Origin of the sequence: Pelagimonas phthalicica (assembly GCF_004364805.1) — a bacterium.
Taxonomy (GTDB): domain Bacteria; phylum Pseudomonadota; class Alphaproteobacteria; order Rhodobacterales; family Rhodobacteraceae; genus Pelagimonas; species Pelagimonas phthalicica.
Map to the genome: position 1 here is coordinate 997,986 of NZ_SOAP01000001.1, position 24,841 is coordinate 1,022,826.

The window sequence follows — 24,841 nt, forward strand, 5'->3', positions numbered from 1 at the left end:
TGCCCATTTTCGCAAGTCAGCGCTGAGGTGGCGAATAGGCAAAGGCAGATGGTCAGGATTATTCGCACACGCGCACCTTTTACTGAGAACAAGCTTTGTCTGAGCGAAAAAGATGTCAATCTTGCGGCGGGTTTGCAGATGTTCGGGTCAGATTCTTTTGGTTAACCGGCACCGGGGCGCGATCTCGGGGTGTTGTGTTCGATCTCAGTCGAACTTGTAACGGTGCAGCGAGGTGCCGTTGGTGCGCAGCCAGTCGCGGGCGGGTTTCCAATCGCCATAGATGCGTTCGACCTGGGCCCAGAAGGCGGGGGAATGGTTCATTTCGGCGAGATGGGCGACCTCATGCGCCGCGACATAGTCGAGGATCTCCGGGCGGGCGAGGATCAGCCGCCAGGAAAACATCAGCCCGCCATCATGGGTACAGGACCCCCAGCGCGAGCGCGTGTCGCGCAGGGTCAGGCGGGAGTAGGGACGGCCCAGGCGGTGGGCGAAATCATCGCAGGCCTCGGCCAGCCGGTCACGGGCCAATGTGCGCAGCCAGCCTTTGAGCTTGGCGGGCACACGGGCGGGATCTCCGGGCACCAAGAGCGCGTCATCCAAACGCCGCACCGATCGCCCCTGCCCCGGCTCAATGCGCAGCATCTCACCCTCAACCGGGATCTCGGAGCCGAGGCCCACCAGAACATCCGCCTGACGTTTGTCGAGATGGCCGCGCAGCCAGGCCTCTTTGTCACGTAAAAACGCGAGACCTTGTGATTCGGGCACCGCCTTGGGCAAGGTCAGGGTCACCCGCCCATCCAGTTGCGAGAGGCGCAGGGACAGGCGGCGCGCACGGGCGGAACGGCGCAAAACGACATCAATCGGAGGGTTGCCCGGCAGGCGAATCTGTCCCATATGGCCCTTACACTGAATTGCCCGTTGAAAAGCCCGCAAAGGCTTTGACATGGGCGTCTTGTTATGGCAGTTGGCGCAGATTGTCGACCAGACCACGAGTTGAAGGGGACCACCCATGCCCAAGGAAGAATGGGGCGTCAAGCGCGTTTGCCCGACCACCGGAAAGCGCTTTTACGACCTGAACCGCGATCCCATTGTCAGCCCTTATACCGGCGAGGTCGTTGCCCTCGACACCGGTAAGAAATCGCTGATGGCTGCGGATGCAGAAGACCAGGCTTCGGCCAAAGCAAAAGAAGCAGATGTCGAAGACGTCGATCTGTTGGATGATGACGACGTCGATGTGGATATCGATGACGATACCATGCTTGAGGACGAAGAGGACGATAACGTTTCTCTGGACGAAATCGCCGACGTTCCCGGCAATGACGACGAGTCGTAAAAAAACTTTGCGAGGCGGGATTTTTTCGCTTGATCCCGCCCGCAGCAAGGCGTAATCAGCGCCTCACGGCAGCAAACGCAGCCAAACATGATGGGGCCTTAGCTCAGCTGGGAGAGCGCCTGCATGGCATGCAGGAGGTCAGCGGTTCGATCCCGCTAGGCTCCACCATCACCCTTATTTCCCTGAGTATCCGGCAGAAGATAGCAGCAAAAACGCTGCATGATTGGCATCTGTGATGTCGGTCTGTCGTAGGCTGTCAGGGGCTCAGCTGTCTTCGCGATCAAAGCCCAGGTCGAATTCGAAATCCTCGGTGTAATCCGCGGTCATGAAGCTGCGAAACCCGTCATGGAACTGCCGGGAATGTTCATGCGCCAATTGATCGGCCAAAAGCACATCCTGTTCGCGGATGGCGTCGATCATATCGAAATGGGCCGGTGACAGCAGGTTGTCTTTTTCTGACTTTTGCAAGAACCCCATATGCAGATGCAAGATGCGTCGCCCATCATCCAAGAGCCGCCCATAGGCCTGCGCCAAATACGGGTTCCGGCCTGCATCCGCGATGGCCATATGGAAATCGCGATTGGTTTCCGAGATCAGCAGGTGACCGCGATCTTCGATGGCCAGCTCAAAGGCTTTGGCCTTTTCGACCATCAGCTCGAGATCTTCGTCAGTGCGATTCTCGGCCGCCAGGCGGGTGTTGATTCGCTGCAGGAAATCCAGTGCCTCGATATAGCGCGGGAACTCTTCGAGCCGGACAGGGGCCACAAGGGTCGAGCGGTTGGAGAGCATATCCACCAACCCATCCGCCGACAGCCGCACCAACGCTTCGCGAATGGGCGAGCGCGACATCACAAAACGTTCCGCAAGGCTGGTTTCATCCAGCGGCATGCCCGGTTTCAACTGCAGGGTCAGGATTTCTTTGCGCAGAACTTCGTAGACATGCCGCGCCCCGGTGCCCCGCGTCACCCGCTGTATCGGGAGAGATTTGTTTTTCGTAGGGCCGGGCGTTTGCATCGTCTCGAGTCACTTCCAAAGGTACGAAATTCGTCCTCGCACCGGGTCAGCCTATCGCCCTGTCGGCACGTTGTCGACTGTTTGATAAGATCAAGACCTGTTTGCGCAATCTCGTATCGCGGCCCGAAAAGCGGGCTGGCGGTTACCCTATGGTCAAAAAGAAAGATTGCAAGGCTGCGTTTACCTTTGAAAGTGTAGACGCCCCCTTTGAGACTTCGGGGCTCAAAAAGCCGCAAAAAATTGCGACTTGACCAAACCTCCATCGCTCGTCTAAGCAAAAAGCACGCAGGGGGGCCCCGCCTAGGGGGCTGAGAGGCTGATAGGCATGTGCCGGTGACGCGACCCTTTGAACCTGACCCAGTTGATACTGGCGTAGGAAGCTAGGACGCGCAGCCAGGGGAGATGTACGCCCCGACCTGTGTGGACCGAAACAGGGGGCCGTACACCCTCTCGTTTTCCTCAGCCCACGCTCATCTGGTGTCTTTTTGAGTGGATCGCTTGAGGAGCACCGACATGAACATCCCCAATCCGAAAATCACCACGGGTGAATTGCCCGCATCGCGCAAGATCTATGTTCCGGGAGAGCTTCACCCCGAGATCCGCGTCCCCATGCGCGAGATTTCGACCCATCCCACCGCGGGCGAGCCGCCGCTGCCGGTCTATGACAGCTCAGGGCCTTATACGGATCCGAATGTTCTGACCGATATCAAGCAGGGTCTGGAACCGTTGCGCGCCGAATGGATCAAGGCACGCGGGGATGTGGAAGCTTATGAGGGGCGCGAAGTGACCTCGGCGGATAACGGCTTTGTCGAAGGGGATCGTTTGACGCCGGAATTCCCGATCAAACCGCAACCGCTGCGCGGGATTGATGGCAAGGCCCCGACCCAGCTGGCCTATGCCCGCGCCGGGATCGTCACGCCGGAAATGGAATTTGTCGCGATCCGCGAAAACCAGTTGCGCGAAACCTCGCCCTGCCACCGCGACGGCAATGATTTTGGCGCCAATATCCCCGATTACGTCACGCCGGAATTTGTGCGCAGCGAAATCGCTGCGGGCCGCGCCATCATCCCGGCCAATATCAACCACCCAGAGCTGGAGCCAATGGCGATTGGCCGCAACTTTCTGGTGAAGATCAACGCCAATATGGGCACGTCGGCGGTGACTTCGTCGATGGAGGAAGAGGTCGACAAGCTGGTCTGGGCGATCCGTTGGGGCGCAGATACGGTGATGGACCTGTCGACCGGGCGCAATATCCACAACACCCGCGAATGGATTATCCGCAACTCGCCCGTGCCGATTGGCACCGTGCCGATCTATCAAGCGCTGGAAAAGGTAAACGGCATTGCCGAAGATCTGACCTGGGAAGTGTTCCGCGATACGCTGATCGAACAGGCCGAACAGGGCGTTGATTACTTTACCATCCATGCCGGCGTGCGCCTGCATATGGTGCCGATGACCGCCACCCGCGTCACCGGGATCGTGTCGCGCGGTGGCTCGATCATGGCCAAATGGTGCCTGCATCACCACAAGGAAAGCTTTCTCTACGAGCATTTCGAAGAGATCTGTGAGATTTGCCGTCAATACGATGTGTCCTTCTCCTTGGGCGATGGCTTGCGCCCCGGCTCTATCGCCGATGCCAATGACGAAGCGCAATTTGCTGAGCTGGAAACCCTGGGCGAGCTGACCAAGATTGCCTGGAAACATGACTGTCAGGTGATGATCGAGGGCCCCGGCCATGTCGCCATGCACAAGATCAAAGAGAATATGGAGAAGCAGCTGGAATGCTGCCATGAAGCTCCTTTCTACACGCTTGGGCCGCTGACCACGGATATTGCGCCCGGTTATGATCATATCACCTCGGGCATTGGTGCGGCGATGATTGGTTGGTTTGGCTGCGCGATGCTGTGTTATGTGACTCCCAAGGAACATCTGGGCCTGCCCGATCGTGATGATGTGAAAACCGGGGTGATCACCTATAAGATTGCCGCCCATGCCGCTGACCTCGCCAAGGGGCTGCCCGGCGCGCAACGTCGTGATGATGCACTGAGCCGCGCGCGGTTTGAATTCCGCTGGGAGGATCAGTTCAACCTGTCGCTCGACCCGGACACCGCACGTGAATTCCACGATCAGACCCTGCCAAAAGAGGCGCATAAGGTGGCGCATTTCTGTTCCATGTGTGGGCCGAAATTCTGTTCCATGCGGATTTCTCACGACATCCGCGCCGAGGCGCAGAAAGAGGGCATGGAGGCCATGGCCGCCAAATTCCGCGAGGGTGGCGAGCTATATGTCCCTGTGGCAGAGGCCAAGCCCGCGCTGGAGCCGGGCGAATGATCAGCATCGCTGGGGCCGGAGTATCCGGCCTCGCCTGCGCCTATGAACTGGCGAAACGCGGGACAGAGATCCAAGTCTATGAGCTGGGATCTGCGCCCTCTGACAACCCGTGCAGCTGGTTCGCCGGGGGGATGTTAGCCCCCTGGTGCGAAGGCGAAACAGCCGAACCAGAGGTGGTGCGCCTTGGTATTGGCGCGCTGGCGTGGTGGCGTCAGATCACCGAGGTCACCGAGCGCGGCACGCTTGTGGTGGCGCAAGGCAGGGATCGGGCCGAGCTTGCCCGCTTTGCCCGGCGCACGGAAAACCACGTGATGCTGAGCGCCAATGAGGTTGCACAAAAGGAACCGGCCTTGGCAGGGCGGTTTCAGCAAGGGCTGTTCTTTGGTGAGGAAGCCCATATCAATCCGCGTCAGGCCCTGGTTGATCTGACGGCGGCGGTGCAGGCACTGGGTGTCGTGATCCACTATGACACCCCTGCCCCGGATCAGGTTGATGTGGATTGTCGCGGTCTGGCCGCCAAGCTGCCGGGCCTGCGCCCGGTGCGCGGGGAAATGGCGGTGATCGAAAGCCATGAGGTCGAGATCACCCGCACCATCCGTTTTCTGCATCCACGCATTCCGCTCTACCTCGTGCCGCGCAGCAAGGGGATCTATATGATCGGAGCAACGATGATCGAAGGCTCGTCAAGCGGGCCGATTACGGTGCGTTCCATGCTGGAACTGCTCGGCGCAGCCTTTGCGCTACATCCGGCTTTGGGCGAGGCCGCAGTGCTGGAAACCGGCGTCGGCCTGCGCCCCTCATTCGATGACAACATGCCCCGGCTGACCCAGATCGGCGCGACCACCCATGTGAACGGTTTTTATCGGCACGGGTTTCTGCTGGCTCCGGCCATGGCGAAACGGCTGTGCGCGCAACTCCTTCAGGACAAAACCCATGCAAATCAAAGTGAATTCGAACCCTGTTGAGGTTCAGGCTGAGCGTCTGTCGGACGCGTTGCAAGAGCTTGGCTTTACCTCGGCGGCGATTGCCACGGCTTTGAACGGCCAATTTGTATCGCGTGAGCAGCGCGTCGAGATCACGCTGAGCCCGGGCGACGCTCTCGAAGTGCTTGCCCCCATGCAAGGGGGCTGAGGCGATGCAGTTTTATGGAACCGAGATCAAGAACCGCTTGCTTTTGGGCACGGCGCAGTACCCCTCTCCCAAGGTGTTGACCCAAGCCATTCAGGCCTGCGGCACCGAGATTGTCACCGTGTCCCTGCGCCGCGAAAGCGCGGGGGGCAGCGGTGATGGATTTTGGGAGGGCTTGCGCGCCACAGGTTGCAAGATCCTGCCCAACACTGCCGGGTGTCACACGGTGCAAGAAGCCGTGACCACGGCTCATATGGCGCGCGAGGTGTTTGGCACTGATTGGGTCAAGCTTGAGGTGATTGGCCATTCCGACACATTGCAGCCGGATGTCTTTGCCCTGGTCGAGGCCGCGCGGGTGCTGGTGCGCGATGGGTTTCAGGTCTTTCCCTACACCACCGACGATCTGGTGGTGGGTGAGAAACTGCTCGAAGCGGGGTGTGAGTTGTTGATGCCCTGGGGGGCACCGATTGGTTCGGGTCAGGGGTTGCGCAACCCCGATGCTTTGCGGGCGATGCGGGCGCATTTCCCGGATATTCCCCTGATCGTGGATGCCGGGATTGGCCGGCCCTCGGATGCCTGCCGCGCCATGGAGCTCGGCATGGATGCGGTTCTGCTCAACACCGCCGTGGCGAAAGCGGGCGATCCGCTGGGCATGGCCTGCGCCATGGTTCAGGCGATTGAGGCGGGTTTGGCCGGGTTTGACGCGGACCCGATGGAGCCGCGCGACATGGCGGTGCCTTCGACCCCGGTCCTTGGTTTGGCGGAGTTGGGATGATGCACGGCAAGGTTCACGCCCGACCCGAAGGCGGCCTTCTGGCATCCGCAACCTGTCGATATGCCAATCGTATCAAGGCACAACAACCTTTCATCATCACGCCCGCCCTGGCGGCGGGTTGGGCGTGAACCGGATCGCAAGCAATCCGGTGGGTGCAAAAAATCAAAGGCAAGGACATTTCTAATGGAACGCTTTTATTTGCTCGTAGGCCATGTTTCGCGGCTTGAGCTGCTGGTCCCTTTGGGGGTCAAGCTGGTGCAGTTGCGGATCAAGGATCAGCCTTTGGACGAGGTGCGTCGGCAAATCATTCGCGCCCGCGATTTCTGCGCCGTCCATAAGGCGCAGTTGGTGGTGAACGATTACTGGGAATTGGCGCTGGAAGAGCGCTGTGATTTTGTCCACCTTGGCCAAGAGGATATGGACACCGCCGATTTCGCCGCCTTGCGCCGGGCGGGCGTGCGCTTTGGGCTGTCGACCCATGACGAGGCCGAGCTGGACCGTGCCCTTGCCTTGCAACCCGAATATGTCGCGCTGGGGCCGGTCTATCCGACCTTGCTGAAAAAGATGAAATGGGGGCCGCAGGGCTTGGATCGCGTCACCGAATGGAAACGCCGTGTGGGCGACGTGCCTTTGGTCGCTATCGGTGGGCTGACCCCCGAACGCGTGCCGGGTGTGTTGGCTGCGGGGGCCGACAGTGTCGCCGTTGTGACGGATATCCAACAAGCGCCCGATCCCGAAGCGCAAACGCGCCTCTGGATCGAAACCTGCGAAAGCGCAGTGGAATGAGCCGTTTTGCCCGCCAAGAGCAGATCATCGGCACAAAGGCGCAGCAGGCGCTGGCCCGCGCTCATGTCTTGGTGGTGGGGGCGGGCGGCCTGGGCTGCCCGGTTTTGCAGTATCTGGCTGGGGCCGGAGTGGGTGAGATCACCTTGATGGATGATGACCAGGTCGAGGAAAGCAACCTGCACCGCCAGCCGCTTTATCGGATGGAGGATATCGGCACAGCCAAGGCGCTGGCAGCGGTGCGACACCTGACAGCCGCCCATCCGGCCACGAGGCTGCACCCGCATCTGAGCCGTTTGACCCCTTCCAACGCCGAAAACGCCGTGACCCATGTGGATCTGGTGATCGACGCGGCGGATAGTTTTGCGGTGTCCTATATATTGTCGGACACATGCCAACGGGTGGGCAAACCTTTGGTCAGCGCCTCGGTTCTGGGCATGTCGGGCTATGTCGGGGCCTTTTGCGCCACTGCCCCGAGCCTGCGCGCGGTGTTTCCCGACCTGCCCGACAGCGCCGCCAATTGCGCGACCGCGGGCGTGCTGGGGCCGGTGGTTGGCATGGTCGGCACGGCGCAGGCGCAAATGGCGATCTCGGTCTTGGTTGGTGCAGACCCGAGCCCGCTGGGGCAGCTTTTGACCCTGGATATGCAAAGGTTTGGCTTTGGCGGTTTCCGCTTTGACAATGCTCCGGATCCAACCGCCCCCCTGCCCTTTGTCGATGCAGCGCTGCTGGAAGAGGGTGACCTTTTGATCGAACTCCGCCCAGCTTCGGAATGCGCTGAGACATTTGCCCCTGCGGCCCAGCGCGTGACGATGGAAGAGTTGGCGGATTTAAACGTCCCGCCCACCCAACGCCTTGTACTCGGCTGTCAGACTGGTCTGCGATCCTGGCGGGCGGCACGGGTGTTGCAAAGCAAAGGGGCCAAAAACCTCGCCTTGTTTGCACAATGTGCGGCCTGACTGCGGGTTTTGACGGTTGCGTAAGGCGTGTTAGGGTCAGGCAATTGCCCCCCAACAGGTTTTCCCATGTCTCTTATGCGTCTCGCTCTCCTCACCTGCCTGCCTTTGCCCGCCTTGGCCGATCCCTGCGCGGACAGGCTGGCCGATATTCTGGCCAATCCCTTGTTCACGCAAACACCGTATGAGGCCCAGGCAACGGGCAAAATTGGTGGCGGCGAGACTGTCACCTTTCAGCAATTCATGAGCGACACCCATTCGCTGATCAAAACCATCACTCCCAAGGGCCTGCCCGATACGCTGTTTTACGAAGGCGGAACCTATCAGGCGGATGGCAATGGCGAGTGGACGCTGCTCTACAGCACGGATTTGCAGCAATACAAAGACGGGCTGGCCGCGACGCGCAAAAGCCAGTCCGAGAATGTTCTCAGTGCGGAATGCGACAGTGTTGAGATTGACGGGAGCACTTATGACCGGATCAGCGGTGTGATCGACATAGTGCCGCCTTATCAAAGTGAATGGCAGGTGAGCTATGTGATGGACCCGGCCACGGGCCTGCCCAAGCAGTTCACCTATGCCTACACCCTGAACGGGATGGAGGCGGTGTCGCGTTTCGACTACACCGCCAAGCCGGATATGCAACTGCCCAAGCCATAAGACCTAGGGTCAAGACGTTCAGACGTCAGCGGATCACGTGCACCGCACAATGCGCGTGACGCACCACTTTGGCTGCGGTGGAGCCAAGCAGCAGATCCTGCATGCCCGGCTGGTGAGACGCGACGACAATCAGATCGACGTCATTCGCTTCGGCCCAGTCCAGAATGGTGCGGCCGGAATGCCCTTCGACCACAAGCCCGGTGCCGCCCGGAACTTCGGCCGCCAGATCCTGCAATTCGCTATCCAGCGCTTTGCGGACCTGAGCGGTGTAATCCGCTGGAAGATAGCTGACAGCGTAGCCGGGGATTTGTTCAACCACATGCAACAGGGTCACCCGCGCACCATCAGCGGCCAGGGCCTGAGCAATTTCGATACCCTTGTGACCTTTGACATCCTTGGTGTCGTCAAAAGCGATCGGGACCAGAATATTCTTGTACATGATGCTGTACCTCCTGCCCCATATCCTGCCGCGTTCCCCGATTTGCAACCTTGATACAAGTCAGACCAAATCCGTATTTGCGCCACATTTGTTGCACATTTCGTTTCTATCCCTAATCCAAGCGGCAGAACGTTGCTTTTCCGATCCATCTCGCAGTCAGAAGGCGCTGATCTGGATCCCGAACGCCATGTGTGTGGTCCCATTAGGGCCACGAATGGCCGGGACCTCTGGAAACGGGAGGACGACCCTATGCGCTATATGATCGCTGAAACAAGCTGGGACATGATGAGCCTGGCACAAGATATTCTGGGCACCGGAACTTTGCTGACGCGAACCGACCGGCCCGAAGATTTGATCCATTTCCTCGCTCTAGGAGTGTCGGACCTAGTGCTGATCGAAGCCGATCAAATCGGCAAAGGCTCTATCACCCTGCGCGAACTGCGTGCCGCATCCGGGCGCACACCTGTTGTCCTTCTTTCCGCCGACGCATCATCCAAGCAAAAGGCAGAATGGTTCTCTGAGGGGGCGGATGCGATCATTGACCCGACCCAGCCCAACGAAGAGATCCTGCACCATTTGATGGCCGTGGCCCGGCGTGCTCTAGGGTTCCCGATGGCGCAGGTGGATTATGGTCCGCTGCGGCTCGACCTGAACAAACGGATGGCCCATATCAATGGCTGCCCGGTCAAGATGAGCCCGAAGATCTACGAAATGCTCGAATTTATCGCCCTGCGCCCCGGTCAGGTTGTGACCCGCGATGCGCTGCTCAATCATATCTACGGTCTCGAAGGCGAACCCGAGACCCGGATTTTCGACGTCTATGCCTGCAACATTCGTTCTTGCCTCAAGGCAACGGCCAATGCGGTTGAGTTGGAAACCGTGCGCGGTGCCGGTTTCCGGTTAAGCCTGAACGTGACAGTCACACCCGAAGCGGCCTGACGCTAAAACGTGGCTGCGACGTCGTAGAGCACGGGCTCGAACGTGCGACACAGTTCCGAAATGCGCCGGTTGCGTTGGCGCATTTCATCGCTGCGCAGCATCGCCTGAAAATCCTCGCGTTTTTGCCACTGCGAATAGTTGGCGATCCGCGTCTGGGCGTCATTCACATGCAACCCGGCGGCGATAAAGCCCGGCTGTTTGGAAATGAACGACGCATAGGCGTCTTGCAGTGCGTCCAACAGATCCTGGCAGGTGCCCGGGCTGGTTTCAAAGGTGGTGATGACGGTCTGGGCGTCAGAGCTGGCTGAAATATTTGGCATAGCTTCCTCCCTATCCCCTCATAGTGACAGGGTTTTTGCATCTGTCCAGCGCTTCGGCCCCCTCTAAACTTGGGAAATCCTTGACAGAACCGGCCCCAAAGGGCCAAAGATGGACCAACCCCGCGCCAAGATCGCCCCAAGGCGACAGTTATGCGCATCCGAGCAATCAGATCACAGGTCACATTAGACATGAGCAATACGCAGCGTATCGAGGATTCCCTCCGCGAAAGCATCATTTCGCGCCCGGATATGATTCTGGACGACAAAGACCTGATGCATGCGCTGATCGCTGCAAATGAGCGCGCCATGGGGGGCAATATCATCGATCTGCGCGGCATCGCGATGGAGCGGCTGGAATCCCGGTTGGACCGGTTGGAGGACACCCATCGCTCGGTCATCGCTGCGGCCTATGAGAATCTGGCGGGCACCAACCAGATTCATCGCGCCGTGTTGCGGATGCTGGACCCGGTGGAGTTTGAACCTTTCCTCAAGGATCTGGGCACCGAAGTGGCGCAAATCCTGCGTGTGGATGTGATCAAGCTGGTTCTGGAAACCGCCGCCTCGGACGGGGAAAATGTTGTGAAAAGGGTTGGCGATGTTCTTTCGGTCGCCGAACCGGGCTTTGTTGAAACCTTTGTTGCCGATGGCCGCGAAGCGCCGCTGAAACAGGTGACCTTGCGCCAACTCCACAATGGCGATGCGCGTATTTATGGCGACAAGGCCGAGTGGATCCGTTCCGAAGCCTGCCTCAAGCTTGACTTTGGCCCGGGCCGCCTGCCCGGCTTGCTGGTTCTGGGCTCCGAAGATCCGCATATGTTCACCCCTCAGCAAGGCACTGACTTGCTGGGCTTTTTCGCTGGCGTGTTCGAACGGACCATGCGCCGCTGGCTGTCGTGAGCGCGGCACCCTCACAGGTGATGATTTCCCCGGCAGCGCGGGATGCGCTGCAAACCTGGCTGTCCCATGCCCGTGCCATCAAGGCTGCGGCAGACAATACAATCGCCGCCTATCAGACCGATGTTCTGGAATTCATCGCCTTTCTGACCGCCCATCATGGCGAGCCGCAAGGCTTGACCCCTTTGGCACGGGTGACGACGCGGGACATGCGCAGTTGGATGGCGCATTTGCGCCAAACCGGCACCGGAACACGCTCGGTCGCGCGCAAATTGTCGGCGGTCAAGAATTTCTACCGCTGGCTGGCGGATCGCGAAGGGTTTGAACCCACCGCTGTTCTACTGGCCCGCGCGCCAAAGTTTGAAAAGAAACTGCCCCGCCCCCTGGCAGAAGACGCCGCCAAGGCGATGATCGACACGGTGGCTGTTCAAGCACGTCAGGATTGGATCGGTGTACGCGATGCGGCGGTGATCACTTTGCTTTATGGTTGCGGGCTGCGGATTTCCGAAGCTTTGGGTCTGCGCGGTCGCGACCTGCCCTTGGGCGAAGCGCTGCGAATCCTGGGCAAAGGTGGCAAGGAGCGCATTGTGCCCGTGCTGCCCGTCGCACGGCAAGCGGTTGCTGCCTATCTCAAACAATGCCCCTTTGAGATAGGGCCGGATGATGCCGTGTTTCGCGGTGTCCGCGGCGGACCGTTGAACCCGCGCCAGATCAGCAAGGTTACCGAACAGGCGCGGATGCAACTGGGCCTGCCCGCCACCGCAACGCCGCACGCCATGCGCCACAGCTTTGCCACGCATTTGCTGGAGGCCGGGGGGGATTTGCGTGAAATCCAGGAGTTGCTGGGGCATGCGTCGCTCTCGACGACCCAGGCCTATACGGCTGTGGATCAAGTGCATCTGATGAAAGTCTATGAGGCCACGCATCCCAAGGCGAAAGACAGCTGAGAGCGCTTGCCAATCCCGCCTGGCGGGTTAGCTTGCCCGTGACCATAGTGACGCGACAGGATTGACCCATGCAGTTGTATTTCTCACCCACCTCTCCTTATGTGCGCAAAGTCAGCGTTTTGCTGCGTGAAACCGGGCAGATGGCGGATGTCGAGCACCTCGCGATTCAGACAACCGCCCTGAACACCGATGCAGATCTGAAAACCGCCAACCCGCTGGGCAAGATCCCGGCCCTGACACGCCCGGATGCGCCGACGCTGTATGACAGCCGGGTGATCTGCCGCTTTCTGGATGCCCGGGCCGAGGCCGGGCTGTACCCGGAAGAGCGGATTTGGGACACGCTGACACTGGAAGCCACAGGCGATGGTATCATGGATTGCGCTGTGTCCATGGCCTATGAGGTCAAACTGCGCCCCGAAGAGCTGGTGTTTGACGACTGGCTGACCAGCCAATGGGCCAAGATCGAACGCGCGCTTGATGCGCTGAACAATCGCTGGATGAGCCACCTGTATGGCCCGCTCGATATCGGGCATATCTCGGTCGGTTGCGCTTTGGGCTATCTGGACCTGCGCCATGATGCCCGCAATTGGCGCGCGGGGCGCGATGCCTTAGCCGCCTGGGAAAAGAGTTTCCGCGAGCGCCCATCGATGGCCGAAACCGTACCGGTTGCGTGAGCGTTCTAAATGAAAAAGTCGGGGTCGACCCCGCCTTTTGTTTCTTAGCCTTTCGAAACCAAATCAGAAGGACATCGAGATACCGATATTCAAGGCATTGGTTTTGATATCGGTTTCGAAACTGCCGCCCTCGTCCAGATCGACCTCGTTATGAGAATAGGTGAACTGGTATTCGCCAAAGACTGAATAGCGATCATTGATGGCATAGCTGGCACCAGCCGTCAGGCGCATGGCCGGGCCGGTATATTGGAATTCATAGGTGCGCGAATCCGACGCATCATGGCGCACATCCACATGCGGGATGGCGACACCAAGACCACCGCTGACATAAGGGGTAAAGCTGCCCCATTGATCCTGCCACCGGCGCGAGACGTTCAGCGTGACGATGTTCAGACCATCGGTGAACTCAAGACGGGAAAAGCCCAGGTTTTCGCGGTCAGATCTGTTGGCGTAGACTTTGTTATGCGAAAATTCGACGCCATAGCCCCATTTGTCATTCTGCCACCAGGTTGCGCGCACACCATAATAGGGCGGCAATTCACCTGAGCGACCTTCCCAGCCGAACAATTCGTTGAAATCAGCGCCAGGGGCCGCATCGCCTGTTGTGTCGCCAATGGCAAAAGCCGGGCCGCCAGTTTGGGACGCATCCGTGCCACCACCCCCACCAACAGCATCACCGGGCAAAGTGCCCTTGACGCGGCTATGGGGTGCGGTTTGCCAACCAGTATAAATGGACAGCTCGACCTCGGCCAAAGCTGGGGCTGCGAGGGCAAAGCTAAGCGAAGTTGCAAGCGCTGTGGTCAGAATCAGTTTGGTCATAGGACATACTCCGATCGATACTTGGCCAGATAGGCTTCCAACCCCTGTCATGCAACCGCGACACATCCGCGCTGATTGCAAACTCAGCTCTTTGTGTTCTTTACGCCCCGAAACGTGACCGCTAAATAACGCCCCGGAAACGCCGCCGATCAAGCGGCCTTTTGTGTTGCGGTCGATTCTCTCGGCCCCGAGCAATAGCAATGGAGCAAACCTCGTGTCACAAGCAGACGATCACGAAGGCACCCGCAGGGACTTTCTGTACTACGCCACAGCCGGCGCTGGTGCAGTTACCGCTGGTGCCGCCGCATGGCCCTTGGTCAATCAGATGAATCCATCGGCTGATGTTCTGGCCCTGTCCAGCATCCGCGTGGATGTGTCCGGCGTTGAGCCAGGCACTCAGCTGACCGTTAAATGGCTGGGCAAGCCGGTCTTTATCCGTCACCGCACCGGTGAAGAGATTTCGAAAGCCAAAGAGCAGAACGAAGCCTTTCTGGCAGGCGAAGCGGTTATCGACCCGCTGGCGCGAAACGCCAACCTGAGCGACGGCGCGGCCGACGCTTCGGACGCCAACCGCACAATGCCATCCCCCGAAGGCGAAGCGCCTCAGGCGTGGGTGGTTCAAATGGGCGTTTGCACCCACCTGGGCTGCGTTCCATTGGGCGATGCAGGCGAATATGATGGCTGGTTCTGCCCGTGCCACGGCTCCCACTATGACCTGGCGGGCCGCATCCGCAAAGGTCCGGCGCCAGAAAACCTGCCAATTCCACCGGCCCAGTGGGTCGATGGCAGCACAATCAAACTCGGATAAGGGAGCGCAAGAATGTCCGGAATTCCGCACGATCATTACGAACCCAAGACGGGTTTCGAAAAATGGCTTCACGAGCGTCTGCCCGTTGTTGGCCTAGTCTATGACACCATCATGATCCCCACCCCCAAGAACCTGAACTGGTGGTGGATCTGGGGCATCGTTCTGGCCTACTGCCTGGTCCACATGATTGCGACCGGCGTTATCCTGGTGATGCACTACACCCCGCATGTCGATTACGCCTTTGCGTCGGTCGAACACATCATGCGTGACGTGAATGGCGGTCACATGATCCGCTATCTGCATATGAACGGCGCGTCGCTGTTCTTTGTCGCCGTTTACATCCACATGTTCCGCGGCCTTTACTACGGGTCCTACAAGGCCCCGCGTGAGATCACATGGATCGTCGGGATGCTGATTTTTGTCCTGATGATGGGCACCGGCTTTATGGGCTACGTTCTGCCTTGGGGTCAGATGTCCTTCTGGGGGGCCACCGTGATCACCGGCCTGTTTGGCGCGATCCCGTTCATCGGTGAATCGATCCAGACCTGGCTGCTGGGCGGGCCTGCTGTGGACAATGCCACGCTGAACCGCTTCTTCTCGCTGCACTATCTGCTGCCATTCGTGATTGCTGCCCTGGTGATCGTCCATATCTGGGCTTTCCACACCACCGGCAACAACAACCCGGCAGGCGTCGAAGTGCGTCGTGACAGCAAGGAATCGGTCAAGAAAGACACCGTTCCATTCTGGCCCTACTACGTCATCAAAGACGTATTCGCGCTGGCTGTGATCCTGGCTGTGTTCTTTGCCATCGTCGGCTTTATGCCGAACTATCTGGGCCACCCGGATAACTACATCGAGGCGAACCCGCTGGTAACTCCGGCACACATCGTGCCTGAATGGTACTTCCTGCCCTTCTACGCCATCCTGCGTGCGTTCACCGCCGATGTTTGGCTGGTGCAGTTCGTTTCCTTCGTGACCGGTGGCATCGTTGACGCCAAGTTCTTTGGTGTTGTGGCAATGTTCGGTGCGATCGCCGTTATGGCGCTGGCCCCTTGGCTGGACACCTCTTCGGTCCGCTCCGCCCGTTTCCGCCCAATGCTGAAATGGTGGTTCTGGCTGTTGGTCATCGACTTTGTCGTGCTGATGTGGCTGGGTGCCATGCCCGCCGAAGAACCCTATGCCAGCTTCTCGCTGATCGGGTCGGCCTATTGGTTCGGTTACTTCCTGGTGATCCTGCCGCTGATGGGTGTCATCGAAAAGCCGCTGGCCCAGCCTGCGACCATCGAAGAAGACTTCAACAACCAGTACGGCAAATCCGCCGATACACCTGCTGAGTAAGAGGACCGACAGAGATGTTCAAAAAACTCACCCTTTCGGCTCTGACTGCTTTGACCCTTGGCGCGACCAGCGCCATGGCGGCAGGCGGTGCCGGCCATGTCGAGGATTTCCAATTCTCGTTCGAAGGTCCGTTTGGCAAGTTTGACCAGCACCAGCTGCAGCGCGGCTTGCAGGTTTACACCGAGGTCTGCGCAAGCTGTCACGGTCTGCAATACGTGCCTCTGCGTACTCTGGGCGACCCCGGTGGTCCTGAGTTCACCGAGGACGAAGTGCGCGCCTATTCGGAGCAGAACTTTGAAACTTGGGATCCGGAACTGGCAGATGGCGATGGCGATTTCCGCCCGGCCAAGCCTGCTGACTTCTTCCCGGCCAATACCGGCGCTGGTGCCCCTGACCTGTCCTTGATGGCCAAGGCCCGCGCAGGTTTCCACGGCCCCTATGGCACAGGTATGAACCAGCTGTTCAAAGGCATGGGCGGCGCGGAATACATCGCCTCTTTGCTGACCGGTTATACCGGTGAGGAAAAGGAAGAAGCCGGTGTGACCCTGTACGCGAACACCGCTTTCCCGGGTGGCTGGATCTCCATGGCACCGCCGCTTTATGGTGAAGACGTGGAATATGCCGATGGCCATTCCAACTCGCTGCACCACGAAGCCGAGGACATCGCCGCCTTCCTGATGTGGACAGCAGAACCCAAAATGATGGCGCGCCAGCAGGCCGGTTTCACCGCCGTTCTGTTCCTGACCGTGCTGTCGGTCCTGCTCTACCTGACCAACAAGCGTCTGTGGAAGCCGATCAAATACGGCCGCAAGGACTAAGTTCTGCGCATAGCGAAACACAAAGCCCCGCCAATCTGGCGGGGCTTTTTTTGTTAGGGCTGAGCTGTCTTCTTTAGCAAACCATGCTCACTTCTCAGCAGCCACCCCTACATACTCCCGATATGCCTCCGGCGGGTTGGCAAAGAAAGCCGCTGTCGCGACTGGCAGATGCACTTTGTTTTCTGCCACCAGCACCACATCCTCGGCAAAGCTGCTTGCATCTGCGGGGTCGTGGGTGACCATGATCACCAGGGCCCCGACATTGCCCGCCACCTCTTTGACCAGGGCCAGCATTTCCGCCTTGAGCGCCGGGCCAAGTGCGGAAAACGGTTCATCCAAGAGGATGATTGGGCGCGCCTGCAGCATCACCCGTGCCAAAGCAGCGCGGCTTTGTTGGCCGCCGGACAGGCTGCCCGGTTTGCGATCCCCCATCCCCTCAAGCCCAACACGCTTCAGCGCCCCTTCAATGCGCAAGCGATCCTGTGGCGAGGCGGCCCGGCCTCCGGGGCGAAGAGCCAATGTGAGATTGCGAAAAATGCTGAGATGCGGGAACAGATTGCTGTCCTGAAACAGGATCGACACCGGCCTTTGATCCGGCGGCAAGCTGGTCAGATCCTCGCCCGACCAACGGATTTGCCCCACCTTCAGCCCGCGAAACCCGGCCAAAGCATCGAGGAAAGTCGATTTGCCTGCGCCGCTTGGCCCCAACACAGCCACCCGCCGCCCCGGAGCCAAGGTCAATGTCCCAGACAGGTCCGAGCTGTCCATAGGGACAACCATATTCTCAACGCTCAGCATGAATGCGCCCCCCGCGATCAAACAGCCAGAACAGGCCAAAACTCAGCAATAACAATAACAGTGCTGCGCCAGCCGCAGCCTCCATCTGATAGGCCCCCATCAAACGGTAGACCTGCAAGGGCAGCGTGGCGCGGTCCGGGTCCGCGAATAAGGCTATCACGCCGAGATCCCCCATCGCCAAAGCCGCCGTCAACCCGGCGGCAAAGCCCATCGGCCGGCGCAGGCGCGGCAACCAGACCAGGCGTAACCAGGCCCAGCCGCTCATGCGCAGTGTCTGGCGCAAGCGACCAAAGTCTTGCTCCAGTGTCTCGGCCTCGGGCCTCAGTATACGCAGCGCAAAGGGCAAGGCCATCATGGCGTTGACCACTGTTGTGACCGGCAAAGCCATGCTGAACGGGTTCACGAAAGGCCGCAGGATCAGGAACAACCCGGTGCCCAGAACCAGCGGCGACATGGCGATGGCAGCCACAGAGAGCAGCTCTCCGCGCCGATTGGCCAAGGGCAGAGCCCAGAGCAAACAAAGCGCGGTCGAGGCCAGCGCGACTTGCAGAGAATGCTTGGCCGCCTGCCATGTCCCCTGCCCGGCCCCATCTAACAGGCCCGGAATACCCTTGGAGATAACCATCGCCAGCGGAACCAAGAGGAAAGCCGCGGCGGCAAGAACCCAGGTGGCGTCCATGATGCGCGCCCAAGCGGCCCCGTTGGACCAAGTGGATACCGGCCTGTCGCGTCCAACACCAAACCCCTGCGCCGGGGCCAGCCGCAAGGCGATGATCCCGGCAACAACAGCCAGGCCAAGTTGCAGCATCGCCAAGGTCGCCGCCCGCGCGAGATCAAAATCAAAACGCATCGCTTGATAGATCGCCAGTTCGACCGTTGTGGCACGCGGCCCTCCGCCCAGCGTCAACGCTACCGCGAAACTGGTCAGGCAGATCACAAAGATCACCGCAAAGGCCCCCGGCGCAATGCGGCGGATCAAGGGCCATTCCAATGTCAGAAACCGCGCCCTGGGGCTGAGCCCCAGCGATGCCGCCAGTCGGAAACGCTCACCCGGAATGGCCAGCCAGGCCTGCAATAACATCCGTGTGGCCAGTGGCAGGTTGAAAAACACATGCGCCAGCACGACGCCATGCAACCCGTAGACATCGAGTTTCGGCGAACCAAAGGTCGCCAATCCCGCATTCAACAAACCGTTCTGACCAAAGACTGAGATCAGCCCCATGACCGCGACGATGACGGGTAAAATAAAAGGTGCACCCATCAGGGAAATCAAAATCCCGCGCCCCGGAAACTGGCGGCGCGCCAGCGCGCGTGCGACGGGAATGGCCAAGAGGACAGAGAACAAGCCCGACAGCACCGCCTGCCAGACGGTGAATTGCAACGCTTCAAGGTCACCGGGCCGGAAGGCTGACACGCCCCCGGCCCGATAAAATACCGCAATGATTGGCCCCAGCGTCAGCGCCGCCAGAACCAAACCCGCGCTTATTGCGAGAGCGCGCTGCGCCATGCCTCGATTGCATCCTCACGCAAAGCCGCAGCTTCGTTTTCGTCAAAGAACAAGACCTTTTCCGGCAGATCCAGCTTTTGGAACCCTTCGGGCCATTGCTCTTTTGGCAGGGCGGCGGGGATCGACCAGTTGCCTGTCGCGATCATGCCCTGGAAATCGCCACCCACGACAAATTCCATGAATTGATCCGCCAATTCAGGCTGATCGGTCGAGGCGGTTTTTGCCGCCAATTCCACCATGAAATAGTGCCCTTCCGGGAAGATCGCCGCCTTTTTGGTTTCATCGCCCTCGGCGATGATGTGATAGGCGGGCGATGTGGTGTAGCTGAGCACCATGTCGGCTTCACCATCGGTGAACATGCCATAGCTTTCAGACCATCCGCGCGTCACGGTAACAATCTTCGGGGCGAGCTTGGCCCAAGCCTCTTCGGCTTTGTCACCATAAACGGCGCTGACCCAGAGAACCAAAGCTAGACCGGAAATCGAGCTGCGCGGGTCCTGAATAACCAGACGCAGATCATCCGGCGCGTTCAACAGGTCATCAAAGCTGGCCGGGGCGGTGTCGATCTTGGTCGTGTCATAGATAAAAGCGGTGTGGCCATAGTTGAACGGCAGGAACGTGTCATCCGACCAGTCCAAAGGCAGGGTCAGCCCGTCCAGCGTCGCGCCATGCGGGGCAAACAGCCCGGATTCGCGCGCCTTTTTGGTGACATCGGTGTTTAGGCCAATGACGATATCCGCTTCGGTCTTGTCGCCCTCAAGCAGGACACGTGGCAGCAGATCACCGGGCTTGAACTGCAAGTCGCAGCCGCATTGCGCTTCAAACAGCTCTTCGATCTTGGGGCCCGGGCCCCATTCCGACACAAAGTAGTCAGGCGCGTAGACGGTCAGCACAGGCGTTTCGGCCAAGGCCGTGCTGGCAGTCAGGCATCCCGCGACAAAGGTGAAGGCTTTCATGGTGGTGGTCACCGTGATTTTCATGGTCGTCCTCCAAGACAATGGCGCGAAGGGGTCGGCACATATCTCAAGTCCGGACCTTTCCTCCGCCGGAATTAACCGGGTCAGGTTCAACGGGTTCACCCATGGCCTTGCGACCGGGCATCTCAGCCGGAAACCGGCACCCCGAGGTGGCCGTGACGCTAGGGGGACAGGGCCGGATGTGCAAGCAGTTTTGCCTCAATAGCGCTTGAGGCTCTGGCCGCTCTGCCCTAGGAGTGCTTGGCAAAGGAGACCCGCCCATGAGCATGAATACATTTGGTCATCTCTTCCGTGTCACGACCTGGGGTGAAAGCCATGGGCCGGCTCTGGGCGCGACGGTTGATGGTTGCCCTCCGGGTGTGGAAATCACCGAAGAGATGCTGCAGGTCTGGCTGGACCAGCGCAAACCGGGTCAGAACAAGTTCACCACCCAGCGGCGCGAACCGGATGCGGTAAAGATTTTGTCGGGTGTTTTTGAGGGCAAGACCACCGGAACATCGGTGCAGTTGATGATCGAGAATACCGATCAGCGCTCCAAAGACTATTCCGAGATTTCGCAAAAATTCCGACCCGGCCATGCGGATATTACCTATTGGCAGAAATACGGCATTCGCGATTATCGCGGTGGTGGTCGGTCCTCGGCCCGCGAAACGGCGGCCCGTGTGGCTGCTGGCGGATTGGCCCGCGCGGCTTTGGATCATTTGGCCCCCGGTATCCAGATCAAAGGATACATGGTGCAAATGGGTCCGCGCCGCATGGATCGGACACGGTTTGACTGGGATGTGATCGATACCAACCCATTCTGGTGCCCGGATGCGGTGACCGCCGAGGATTGGGCTGAGTACCTGGACGGGTTGCGCAAATCTGGCGACAGTGTCGGTGCCGTCATCGAGGTGACCGCGCGCGGTGTTCCCGCAGGTCTTGGTGCGCCGGTTTATGGTAAGCTGGATACGGATCTGGCGGCAGCCATGATGTCGATCAACGCAGTCAAGGCGGTTGAGATTGGCGACGGCATGGCGGCGGCGGAACTAACCGGAACCGATAATGCAGATGAGATCCGCATGGGCCCCGATGGGCCAGTTTACGGGTCAAATCATGCGGGTGGCATTTTGGGCGGTATTTCGACCGGCCAGGAAATCGTGACCCGATTTGCGGTCAAGCCGACCTCGTCGATCCTGAACACGCGCAAGACCATCACAATCGACGGTCAGGACACCGAAATCGTGACCAAAGGGCGTCACGACCCCTGTGTTGGCATTCGCGCCGTACCGGTTGGTGAAGCGATGATGGCCTGTGTCATCCTGGATCATCTGCTGTTGCATCGTGGTCAAATTGGCGATGCAGGCGGCAAAATCGGTCCTGTTTGAGGCCATTTAGATTGATGACAGTTCAGGGGCAGGCCCGCCCCTGAACTGTCAACATCATCAGAACTCTTTCCACTGGTCAGCATTGGCCGCAACCGGCTGATGCGGTTCCATGGGGACCGGCTCTGGCTCGGGCAGGTCAGCTGACCAGGTTTCCACATCCGCATCCACCGGCGCGGAATGTGTCGGCTGGTTTTCCCAATTGCTGTCCATGTTGTCCCCGTCCAGGTCTTGCGTCAGATCAAGATCGACCCCCGAAGTTGAACCTGCCTGTGCCAGCCCTTTCCCAAGAGGCCCTGCCGAGGAAACGTGATGCGGCTCGGAATTGCTTTGCGCCGCAGCTTCGCCGCCAAAATTCACCAGACTTTCATGGTCCAGATCCAGTTCGACAGGTTCATGCACCTCCATCGGTTCAGATGCACCAGCAAAGCGTTCCAGAAGCTCTGTCAAACGCGACGCCTCACCGCTCAATTCCTGACTGGAGGTCGTAGCATCACCAACCATGGCAGCGTTTTGCTGTGTGACTTTGTCAAGTTCAGCAACCCCAACATTGATTTCTTTGACCGCGCTGGCTTGTTCACGGGCGGAAATGGCGATTCCGGACACCATTTCGGACACATTTGTCACGCTTTCCACGATCAATCCTAGGGTTTCCGAGGTCTGCTGGACCAGCTTTTCGCCATCTTCGACCTGGGCGGTACTGTTGAGCACGAGGTCCTTGATTTCGCTTGCGGATTCCGCTGCTCGCTGGGCTAGGCCGCGCACTTCTGACGCCACAACAGCGAAACCCTTGCCGGATTCACCAGCGCGCGCAGCTTCGACACCGGCGTTCAAAGCCAAGAGGTTGGTTTGGAAGGCGATATCATCGATGACCCCGATGATCTGAGTGATCTGATCGGATGATTTCGCGATCGAACTCATCGCCTCCAGCGCCTGATGCATCACCTGACCGCCTTCTTCGGCCCGGCGGCGGCCCTCGACCACTTGCTCATCCGCCTCTTGCGCTCGTGTTGCGGCCCCCTGCACGCTTTCAGATAGCTCATCCAAAGCGGCTGCGGATTCCTCAAGCGTTGCGGCCTGTACCTCAGCTCGGCGGGACATTTCATTGGACATGTTGGACAATTCACAAGAATTGCCCTCAACCGTCCGAGCGCTATCACGCAGGGATTTCACCAGTTCCGCCAACGTATTAGCGAGGTCATTGAAGTCCTGGCACAGATCGACATAGCTTTCACCGAGATCTTGCCAGTCGTCACATTCAATCCGATCCGACAGATCGCCCGCCTTGAGCTTGCTCATGGCGTGACCAAGTTCGACAAACAGTTCGGCGCGCCGCTCATGTTCGGTTTTGACTTTGGCCGCTGCTTTCTCGCCCTTGGACAGCTTGGTTCGCAAAACGTCCAACTGGCGCATGATTTCACCGATTTCATCGCGACGATTGGTGTCTGGAATTTCCTCAGCATAATCCTTTTCCGCGATCAGCCCGACCGAATGTGTCACGCGGCGGATGGGTGTTGCCAGCATTTTGCCAAAGACTAGAGCCAAGGCAATGCCAAGAATGGTAGAGACAACGATGCCGGCGATCACAGCTGTTGTTGTCGCCGAAACCACACTGAGCATGACGGTTGTCTTGGCTTCGGAATTCTGCCGCAGAACCCTGTGGTTTTCGCCCAAAAGGGCCACTTTGCCTTGCAATAGGGGAATGACACGGTTGCGGAAATCGCGGGACCGTTTGAAACCCTGTTCCGCTTGAAAGGCCGGTATCTCTTTGAACAGTGAGTCCAGTTCAGACCGGGATATCGTCAGGTCTTGGGTAACTTGTTCTTGCACATCACTGGAAAAATCGACTTCGGGCAAACCCGCAAGCGCCTTGTCCAAGGAGGAGACACTCGCCGAAAGGGTTGCAGAAAAGGTTTCATAAGCCCCAGGCTCGGCCCGGTCGATCATGAGAACACTCAGAAGAGCGCCCTCGGCCGCGCTCAGCGCCTCTGACACCTGAAAATCAACTTCGGCCGCGTGGCTGGTTTCCTTTACCAAGGTCGCGACACGTGTGTTGTTGATCAGCGCAAACAAGGCACCGCCCAGCATCAGGACTAGAAAGGCCCCCGCTAATGCAAAGATTTGGGCGCGGATCGAAAACCTGCTCATCACCAGTTTCCCCATTATGAATGCAATTGGTCAGCACAATGGGTAGGGGCTGGCTATTAAGAAACCTTGGACGCCCTCAGCTTTCCGACCCGAATTTAGGTCGAATTTGTTCTTTTTCCGAAACACGGGAGAGTTGCACCGCCAAAATTCCGGTCGCGATGATCAAAACGCCCAGGTAATCCGACCCTTGCAAGGCCTCTCCCAAGAGAAGACTGGCAAAGGCCACGCCGAGAAACGGGTTGAGAAAGTGAAAGGTCGCGGCGCGCACGGCACCGATGCGATTGACAAGCAAAACCCAGATCACGGTCGCCGCCAAGCCCGGCACAAGGGTGGTGTAAATAAAGGCCAAGACCAGGGAGACAGACCATTGGACAACCACCTGCTCTAGCAGCAGTCCGGCGGGCCAGAGAACCGCGCTCCCCACCAGCATCTGCAGGCCGACAATCATCATGTAATTGCCGCCACTTAGCGCCCCTTTGAGCGACATCGTGGCGACTGTCAACGCGATGACCCCGATCACACAAAAGCCCAAACCGACAAGATTCACGCCGCCTTGGAGACGAATGCCCATGATCAGCGCCACGCCAGCCAAGCCCGCCACCAAGCCAAACAGGGCCAGCGGTTTGGGTCTGTCCTTTAGAAACATCCAGCCCGCCAGGGCCACAAGCAAAGGCATGGTCGAGGCAACGATGGCGGCCAAAGACGCCTCAACCCATTGCATCGCAACAAAATTCAATCCCAGATACAGCGCATTCTGGCAAATCCCGAACAGGATTGTCGCGCGCCATTGCGCAGGGGTGAGCCGCCATGTCTGACCCATCAACCGGGCCAGAACGACCGCAATCAAACCCGATAACAGGAACCGCAGCGCCAAAGCCGTCAAAGGCGGCGCAGAAGCGACAATGATACGCGCCGAGGTGAAGGCCGAAGACCACATGGCCGCAAAGAGCAGGCCCATCAAAATAGCGCGAATATCCATGGGCCCGTTCTACCGAGAAATGCGCAGATGGCAAAGCAAAGACCATGTGCCCCAGATAATTACCGGTGAGGGCAGGTTTACCGGAATTGGCACCC

General features: G+C 59.0%; 26 protein-coding genes, 1 tRNA gene and 2 riboswitches. Of the genes, 17 read left to right on the top strand and 10 right to left on the bottom strand.

Features of this window, described 5'->3' with window-relative positions:
- Positions 1-204: 204 nt before the first annotated feature.
- Complete coding sequence (locus tag CLV87_RS04945) at positions 205-894, bottom strand: M48 family metallopeptidase (RefSeq protein WP_099243152.1); 690 nt, start codon at positions 892-894, stop codon at positions 205-207.
- A gap of 115 nt (positions 895-1,009) precedes the next feature.
- On the opposite strand from CLV87_RS04945, the gene CLV87_RS04950 reads away from it, so the two are divergent.
- Entirely contained in the window at positions 1,010-1,333 is a 324-nt protein-coding gene (locus CLV87_RS04950; RefSeq protein WP_099243150.1) for a TIGR02300 family protein, read from the top strand.
- 92 nt (positions 1,334-1,425) lie between these two features.
- Positions 1,426-1,501: transfer RNA gene (locus CLV87_RS04955), tRNA-Ala, on the top strand.
- Between the two features lie 96 nt (positions 1,502-1,597).
- On the opposite strand, the gene CLV87_RS04960 is transcribed toward CLV87_RS04955, so the two are convergent.
- Positions 1,598-2,299: a GntR family transcriptional regulator gene (locus CLV87_RS04960; RefSeq protein WP_235871846.1), complete on the bottom strand. Its 702-nt coding sequence runs from the start codon at positions 2,297-2,299 to the stop codon at positions 1,598-1,600.
- A 325-nt stretch (positions 2,300-2,624) separates the two neighbouring features.
- A riboswitch (TPP riboswitch) is annotated at positions 2,625-2,743 on the top strand.
- Between the two features lie 117 nt (positions 2,744-2,860).
- Between CLV87_RS04960 and thiC the strand changes: the two genes are divergently transcribed.
- From thiC to CLV87_RS04995, 7 genes are all read left to right on the top strand, one after another.
- Positions 2,861-4,678, top strand: coding sequence for a phosphomethylpyrimidine synthase ThiC (gene thiC / locus CLV87_RS04965; RefSeq protein WP_099243146.1), 1,818 nt, complete (start codon positions 2,861-2,863; stop codon positions 4,676-4,678).
- Positions 4,675-5,643: an FAD-dependent oxidoreductase gene (locus CLV87_RS04970; protein WP_099243144.1), complete on the top strand. Its 969-nt coding sequence runs from the start codon at positions 4,675-4,677 to the stop codon at positions 5,641-5,643. The genes thiC and CLV87_RS04970 overlap by 4 nt, the downstream gene beginning before the upstream one ends.
- A complete protein-coding gene (gene thiS, locus CLV87_RS04975) occupies positions 5,612-5,809 on the top strand; it encodes a sulfur carrier protein ThiS (RefSeq protein ID WP_099243142.1) in 198 nt (65 codons plus the stop codon). The genes CLV87_RS04970 and thiS overlap by 32 nt, the downstream gene beginning before the upstream one ends.
- Before the next feature lie 4 nt (positions 5,810-5,813).
- On the top strand, positions 5,814-6,581 hold the full coding sequence (locus CLV87_RS04980) for a thiazole synthase (RefSeq protein WP_099243140.1): 768 nt from the start codon (positions 5,814-5,816) through the stop codon (positions 6,579-6,581).
- 183 nt (positions 6,582-6,764) lie between these two features.
- Positions 6,765-7,367, top strand: coding sequence for a thiamine phosphate synthase (locus tag CLV87_RS04985; protein ID WP_099243138.1), 603 nt, complete (start codon positions 6,765-6,767; stop codon positions 7,365-7,367).
- The gene (locus CLV87_RS04990; protein WP_099243136.1) at positions 7,364-8,323 is read left to right on the top strand and encodes a HesA/MoeB/ThiF family protein; all 960 of its coding nucleotides are present in this window, start codon (positions 7,364-7,366) and stop codon (positions 8,321-8,323) included. Before CLV87_RS04985 ends, CLV87_RS04990 begins: the two co-directional genes overlap by 4 nt.
- 66 nt (positions 8,324-8,389) lie before the next feature.
- Positions 8,390-8,977 (top strand): hypothetical protein, encoded by a 588-nt coding sequence (locus CLV87_RS04995; RefSeq protein WP_133840695.1) that lies wholly within the window; start codon positions 8,390-8,392, stop codon positions 8,975-8,977.
- Between the two features lie 25 nt (positions 8,978-9,002).
- Here CLV87_RS04995 and CLV87_RS05000 read toward each other — a convergent pair whose 3' ends face one another.
- On the bottom strand, positions 9,003-9,416 hold the full coding sequence (locus CLV87_RS05000; protein WP_099243132.1) for a universal stress protein: 414 nt from the start codon (positions 9,414-9,416) through the stop codon (positions 9,003-9,005).
- A 249-nt stretch (positions 9,417-9,665) separates the two neighbouring features.
- On the opposite strand from CLV87_RS05000, the gene CLV87_RS05005 reads away from it, so the two are divergent.
- Positions 9,666-10,355: a response regulator transcription factor gene (locus tag CLV87_RS05005; protein ID WP_099243130.1), complete on the top strand. Its 690-nt coding sequence runs from the start codon at positions 9,666-9,668 to the stop codon at positions 10,353-10,355.
- A 2-nt stretch (positions 10,356-10,357) separates the two neighbouring features.
- Here CLV87_RS05005 and CLV87_RS05010 read toward each other — a convergent pair whose 3' ends face one another.
- The gene (locus tag CLV87_RS05010) at positions 10,358-10,675 is read right to left on the bottom strand and encodes an antibiotic biosynthesis monooxygenase family protein (RefSeq protein WP_099243128.1); all 318 of its coding nucleotides are present in this window, start codon (positions 10,673-10,675) and stop codon (positions 10,358-10,360) included.
- Between the two features lie 189 nt (positions 10,676-10,864).
- Here CLV87_RS05010 and CLV87_RS05015 point away from each other — a divergent pair, with 189 nt between their 5' ends.
- The 3 genes from CLV87_RS05015 (at position 10,865) to CLV87_RS05025 (ending at position 13,190) form a co-directional block, all read left to right on the top strand.
- Positions 10,865-11,572 (top strand): DUF484 family protein, encoded by a 708-nt coding sequence (locus CLV87_RS05015; RefSeq protein ID WP_099243126.1) that lies wholly within the window; start codon positions 10,865-10,867, stop codon positions 11,570-11,572.
- Between the two features lie 20 nt (positions 11,573-11,592).
- Complete coding sequence (locus CLV87_RS05020) at positions 11,593-12,516, top strand: tyrosine recombinase XerC (RefSeq protein WP_099244739.1); 924 nt, start codon at positions 11,593-11,595, stop codon at positions 12,514-12,516.
- Positions 12,517-12,584: 68 nt separating this feature from the next.
- Positions 12,585-13,190 (top strand): glutathione S-transferase, encoded by a 606-nt coding sequence (locus CLV87_RS05025; protein WP_099243124.1) that lies wholly within the window; start codon positions 12,585-12,587, stop codon positions 13,188-13,190.
- Positions 13,191-13,253: 63 nt separating this feature from the next.
- Here the strand turns inward: CLV87_RS05025 and CLV87_RS05030 are convergent, their stop codons facing one another.
- Entirely contained in the window at positions 13,254-14,009 is a 756-nt protein-coding gene (locus CLV87_RS05030; RefSeq protein ID WP_099243122.1) for an outer membrane protein, read from the bottom strand.
- A gap of 214 nt (positions 14,010-14,223) precedes the next feature.
- Between CLV87_RS05030 and petA the strand changes: the two genes are divergently transcribed.
- The 3 genes from petA to CLV87_RS05045 are packed head-to-tail and all read left to right on the top strand — an operon-like array spanning position 14,224 to position 16,973.
- Complete coding sequence (gene petA, locus CLV87_RS05035; RefSeq protein WP_099243120.1) at positions 14,224-14,817, top strand: ubiquinol-cytochrome c reductase iron-sulfur subunit; 594 nt, start codon at positions 14,224-14,226, stop codon at positions 14,815-14,817.
- Positions 14,818-14,829: 12 nt separating this feature from the next.
- Positions 14,830-16,155 (top strand): cytochrome b, encoded by a 1,326-nt coding sequence (gene petB, locus CLV87_RS05040; protein WP_099243119.1) that lies wholly within the window; start codon positions 14,830-14,832, stop codon positions 16,153-16,155.
- A gap of 14 nt (positions 16,156-16,169) precedes the next feature.
- Positions 16,170-16,973, top strand: a complete 804-nt coding sequence (locus CLV87_RS05045; protein ID WP_099243117.1) for a cytochrome c1 — start codon at positions 16,170-16,172, stop codon at positions 16,971-16,973.
- Between the two features lie 87 nt (positions 16,974-17,060).
- Here the strand turns inward: CLV87_RS05045 and CLV87_RS05050 are convergent, their stop codons facing one another.
- From CLV87_RS05050 to thiB, 3 genes are read right to left on the bottom strand one after another with little or no spacing between them, the layout of a single operon-like run.
- A complete protein-coding gene (locus CLV87_RS05050; protein ID WP_166652671.1) occupies positions 17,061-17,771 on the bottom strand; it encodes a thiamine ABC transporter ATP-binding protein in 711 nt (236 codons plus the stop codon).
- Positions 17,758-19,278, bottom strand: coding sequence for a thiamine/thiamine pyrophosphate ABC transporter permease ThiP (locus CLV87_RS05055; protein ID WP_099243115.1), 1,521 nt, complete (start codon positions 19,276-19,278; stop codon positions 17,758-17,760). Before CLV87_RS05055 ends, CLV87_RS05050 begins: the two co-directional genes overlap by 14 nt.
- Positions 19,254-20,258 (bottom strand): thiamine ABC transporter substrate binding subunit, encoded by a 1,005-nt coding sequence (gene thiB / locus CLV87_RS05060; RefSeq protein WP_370739613.1) that lies wholly within the window; start codon positions 20,256-20,258, stop codon positions 19,254-19,256. Before thiB ends, CLV87_RS05055 begins: the two co-directional genes overlap by 25 nt.
- 40 nt (positions 20,259-20,298) lie before the next feature.
- A riboswitch (TPP riboswitch) is annotated at positions 20,299-20,412 on the bottom strand.
- Between the two features lie 103 nt (positions 20,413-20,515).
- Between thiB and aroC the strand changes: the two genes are divergently transcribed.
- A complete protein-coding gene (gene aroC, locus CLV87_RS05065) occupies positions 20,516-21,622 on the top strand; it encodes a chorismate synthase (RefSeq protein WP_099243113.1) in 1,107 nt (368 codons plus the stop codon).
- Positions 21,623-21,679: 57 nt separating this feature from the next.
- Here aroC and CLV87_RS05070 read toward each other — a convergent pair whose 3' ends face one another.
- Positions 21,680-23,767 (bottom strand): methyl-accepting chemotaxis protein, encoded by a 2,088-nt coding sequence (locus tag CLV87_RS05070; protein WP_166652672.1) that lies wholly within the window; start codon positions 23,765-23,767, stop codon positions 21,680-21,682.
- Positions 23,768-23,843: 76 nt separating this feature from the next.
- Positions 23,844-24,746: a DMT family transporter gene (locus tag CLV87_RS05075; RefSeq protein WP_099243109.1), complete on the bottom strand. Its 903-nt coding sequence runs from the start codon at positions 24,744-24,746 to the stop codon at positions 23,844-23,846.
- Between the last annotated feature and the right edge of the window lie 95 nt (positions 24,747-24,841).

Bases quoted from the DNA above. Each gene is read 5' to 3' on its own strand.
- CLV87_RS05020 (WP_099244739.1), top strand. From the start codon at position 11,593: ATGATTTCCCCGGCAGCGCGGGATGCGCTGCAAACCTGGCTGTCCCAT.
- CLV87_RS05070 (WP_166652672.1), bottom strand. From the start codon at position 23,767: ATGAGCAGGTTTTCGATCCGCGCCCAAATCTTTGCATTAGCGGGGGCC.
- thiC (WP_099243146.1), top strand. From the start codon at position 2,861: ATGAACATCCCCAATCCGAAAATCACCACGGGTGAATTGCCCGCATCG.
- CLV87_RS05025 (WP_099243124.1), top strand. From the start codon at position 12,585: ATGCAGTTGTATTTCTCACCCACCTCTCCTTATGTGCGCAAAGTCAGC.
- CLV87_RS05010 (WP_099243128.1), bottom strand. From the start codon at position 10,675: ATGCCAAATATTTCAGCCAGCTCTGACGCCCAGACCGTCATCACCACC.
- CLV87_RS05030 (WP_099243122.1), bottom strand. From the start codon at position 14,009: ATGACCAAACTGATTCTGACCACAGCGCTTGCAACTTCGCTTAGCTTT.
- thiS (WP_099243142.1), top strand. From the start codon at position 5,612: ATGCAAATCAAAGTGAATTCGAACCCTGTTGAGGTTCAGGCTGAGCGT.
- CLV87_RS04970 (WP_099243144.1), top strand. From the start codon at position 4,675: ATGATCAGCATCGCTGGGGCCGGAGTATCCGGCCTCGCCTGCGCCTAT.
- CLV87_RS04980 (WP_099243140.1), top strand. From the start codon at position 5,814: ATGCAGTTTTATGGAACCGAGATCAAGAACCGCTTGCTTTTGGGCACG.
- petB (WP_099243119.1), top strand. From the start codon at position 14,830: ATGTCCGGAATTCCGCACGATCATTACGAACCCAAGACGGGTTTCGAA.
- CLV87_RS05055 (WP_099243115.1), bottom strand. From the start codon at position 19,278: ATGGCGCAGCGCGCTCTCGCAATAAGCGCGGGTTTGGTTCTGGCGGCG.
- CLV87_RS04950 (WP_099243150.1), top strand. From the start codon at position 1,010: ATGCCCAAGGAAGAATGGGGCGTCAAGCGCGTTTGCCCGACCACCGGA.
- CLV87_RS04945 (WP_099243152.1), bottom strand. From the start codon at position 894: ATGGGACAGATTCGCCTGCCGGGCAACCCTCCGATTGATGTCGTTTTG.
- thiB (WP_370739613.1), bottom strand. From the start codon at position 20,258: ATGAAAATCACGGTGACCACCACCATGAAAGCCTTCACCTTTGTCGCG.
- CLV87_RS05000 (WP_099243132.1), bottom strand. From the start codon at position 9,416: ATGTACAAGAATATTCTGGTCCCGATCGCTTTTGACGACACCAAGGAT.
- CLV87_RS04985 (WP_099243138.1), top strand. From the start codon at position 6,765: ATGGAACGCTTTTATTTGCTCGTAGGCCATGTTTCGCGGCTTGAGCTG.
- CLV87_RS04990 (WP_099243136.1), top strand. From the start codon at position 7,364: ATGAGCCGTTTTGCCCGCCAAGAGCAGATCATCGGCACAAAGGCGCAG.
- CLV87_RS05005 (WP_099243130.1), top strand. From the start codon at position 9,666: ATGCGCTATATGATCGCTGAAACAAGCTGGGACATGATGAGCCTGGCA.
- CLV87_RS04995 (WP_133840695.1), top strand. From the start codon at position 8,390: ATGTCTCTTATGCGTCTCGCTCTCCTCACCTGCCTGCCTTTGCCCGCC.
- CLV87_RS05050 (WP_166652671.1), bottom strand. From the start codon at position 17,771: ATGCTGAGCGTTGAGAATATGGTTGTCCCTATGGACAGCTCGGACCTG.
- aroC (WP_099243113.1), top strand. From the start codon at position 20,516: ATGAGCATGAATACATTTGGTCATCTCTTCCGTGTCACGACCTGGGGT.
- CLV87_RS05075 (WP_099243109.1), bottom strand. From the start codon at position 24,746: ATGGATATTCGCGCTATTTTGATGGGCCTGCTCTTTGCGGCCATGTGG.
- CLV87_RS05015 (WP_099243126.1), top strand. From the start codon at position 10,865: ATGAGCAATACGCAGCGTATCGAGGATTCCCTCCGCGAAAGCATCATT.
- CLV87_RS05045 (WP_099243117.1), top strand. From the start codon at position 16,170: ATGTTCAAAAAACTCACCCTTTCGGCTCTGACTGCTTTGACCCTTGGC.